Annotated in this window: 2 protein-coding genes; both read right to left on the reverse strand. The window is 34.9% G+C overall.

Annotation, left to right across the window (positions count from 1 at the left end):
* Nucleotides 1-325: 325 nt before the first annotated feature.
* The gene (locus tag FFX44_RS12525) at nucleotides 326-1,657 is read right to left on the reverse strand and encodes an MFS transporter (RefSeq protein ID WP_289981748.1); all 1,332 of its coding nucleotides are present in this window, start codon (nucleotides 1,655-1,657) and stop codon (nucleotides 326-328) included.
* 151 nt (nucleotides 1,658-1,808) lie between these two features.
* On the reverse strand, nucleotides 1,809-1,901 hold the full coding sequence (locus FFX44_RS12690; protein WP_354669255.1) for an IS3 family transposase: 93 nt from the start codon (nucleotides 1,899-1,901) through the stop codon (nucleotides 1,809-1,811).
* Nucleotides 1,902-1,904 lie beyond the last annotated feature (3 nt).

Below are 1,904 nucleotides of genomic sequence, written 5' to 3' on the forward strand. Positions count from 1 at the left end.
ATGGATTAACTCCAGTCGAATATCGTAAACAGTATCTAGCTAACAATTAAAATAAACATGTCCAACTTTTTTAAGGCAGTACAAAGTCGGGAAAATTTGAGTACTAACTCGAAATTACGAACATAGCGAGTACTTTGCTATGAGTAATTCGAAGTTAGACGGAGAGTTTTGACTTATGAAACACGTTTATACGGAATAACTAGAGAAACTGAATCAAAATTTAACTTTTGACTCAGCCCCATTTTAACTAATTTTATATAAATATATTATATAAATCAAGGCTTGCAGCCATTTTTGAATTTTATTGCAATCTAAGGCAATTGCCTTAACTTTTCTTGTACTTGATTGATGTTTCTGGAGCAAAAATGAAACAAAATATCCCAGCGAAAAGAAGAATTAGTCCGCAAGTTAACATTGAGAATTGAACGTTTAATGAACTTGTGATGACGGGGAGTAAAACAGTACCCGCAGCAGCTCCGATTCTGCTGATAGTCACAACCATTCCTACACCAGTTCCTCGAATATTTGAATCAAATAGTTCGGATGTGTAAGGGTAATCCATTACCAATCCAGCTGATAAAGTGAGTGAGAACAAGGAAAAAGTAAGTAGTGCCAGCTCTTTAGGGATGGAACTCCACAGGGCTAGTATTAGCAAGCAGATTGCAGAAAGCAGAAAGTCACCGACTAGAAAATGTCTGCGGCTAAAAGTACCAAAGATTCTTATTCCGAAAATAATACCTAAAAACATACATCCGTTATACAAGTAACCTACTAAACTCGTATTGGATATTCCCATTTTAGAAACTAAGATAGGCAAAAAAATACTGATTCCAAAAAAAGAAAATGCTTGAGAAGCGTAAAATACACCACCGACTAAAGTATATCTAATGTATTTCTTTGAAAAAAGAATTGTCCATGAGAAGTTAGCAGAAGATTCAGTGACCTTTGCGGCATGTATCTTTTGTTTTTTTGAGATTCCCCACTTAGTACCCAAGTGTTTTTGAATGACTCTTTGAGCTCTTTTTGGTTTACCCTGATTGACTAACCAACTAGGGGATGCGGGCAGTCTGGCAAATGAACGAAAGACTGCAGTGATTATTCCAAATAAAGCAGGTGAAACCATGAGGATTTTCCAAGTCGATTCCCCAAACCCGGTAATGAATGAATTGAAGAAAGAAGCTAAAATGAATCCTAATGTCCAATAGATTACTAAATGACTTTGCATTTTTCCGCTTTCTTTAAACGGTAACCATTCAATAAGCAAAGCATTCCCAACTGTGTAATCAATAGCAATCATTAAGCCAACAGCTATTCTAAAGATAAATGTTAACCAGAGATTCGAAGTAAAAAGCTGGCATAATGAAACTCCAGTCAAGACATACATATTAATTAGTAACAATTGTTTCCTACCAATATTGTCAGATATTTTTCCTACAAAGAGACTGCCTGCAAGACCAATTAATGTTCCAGAACCAATCAAACCAACCCATAAACTAGAAATCGGTAAATATTTTTGTGCAGCGGAAATTGCCGTACCACTAATTTGAATAGTATAGCCGCTGGTGAATTGACCTAGGATAATTGCTAAATAAATTCTTAAATGCACATTTGAAAATGGTGCGTGTTTGTAAAACTTTTTTTGATCTTCTTTTTCCATAAATTAAACTGCTATATCAAAGCAGTTAGATAACAGCTCCTTAAAAAAATGTATTTTGGGATAAATCACTTCTTTATATGTATTAGAGTCTCCTAATCTTTATACATATAGCGGTTCATGTGAAGTGAACCCTTAAAATTGGACATATGATTTATGCTACTTTCTGAACGGCGAGTTCCCGGTACTTTACCGGTGACTTACCGTTCAGTTTTGTTTTAATACGACGTTTATTGTAAAAATCAATCCA

Origin of the sequence: Lactobacillus sp. UCMA15818, from assembly GCF_030400225.1 — a bacterium.
GTDB lineage: Bacteria > Bacillota > Bacilli > Lactobacillales > Lactobacillaceae > Liquorilactobacillus.

Bases quoted from the DNA above. Each gene is read 5' to 3' on its own strand.
- FFX44_RS12525 (WP_289981748.1), bottom strand. From the start codon at position 1,657: ATGGAAAAAGAAGATCAAAAAAAGTTTTACAAACACGCACCATTTTCA.